Here is a 476-nt window from a genome sequence, read left to right as displayed (position 1 = left end):
TGAAGAAGTGGAAATGAGAAAAATCCGTGACAGCGAGTATAAGAGCGGCAAAGAAGATGGGATTGCCCAGGGGATCGCCCGTGGAGCTGCACTTGGTGAAGCTGAGACGATAATATCATTAATCAGAAAAAATCGGAAAAGGGCTTTGGTATAAATGAAATAGCCGACATACTCGAGTTGGATGTTTGTTATGCAAAGAAAGTGCTTGATTTGCTGGCGGAAAATCCTGATAAAACTGATATGCAGGTTGCGGAACTTATTATTGGACAGGTATAGGCGTTTAACTTTATTAAAAATTTGAATTAAAGTAACAGCTCCTCTGCCTGATTTATTACAGAGGATGATAAAAAGTCTGCAATAAAAAAGGCCTTGTGTATTCAAGGCTTTTTTATTTGCTATCATATGGATGATATCTGCTGTCGCCATGTTTTCTCACGGTTTGCGCTGTGAATGCGCAAACCTGTCTGAACTGTTAC

Source organism: Clostridium sp. KLE 1755 (assembly GCF_000466465.2).
GTDB classification, from domain to species: domain Bacteria; phylum Bacillota; class Clostridia; order Lachnospirales; family Lachnospiraceae; genus Eisenbergiella; species Eisenbergiella porci.
This window is presented reverse-complemented; position numbering follows the sequence as displayed.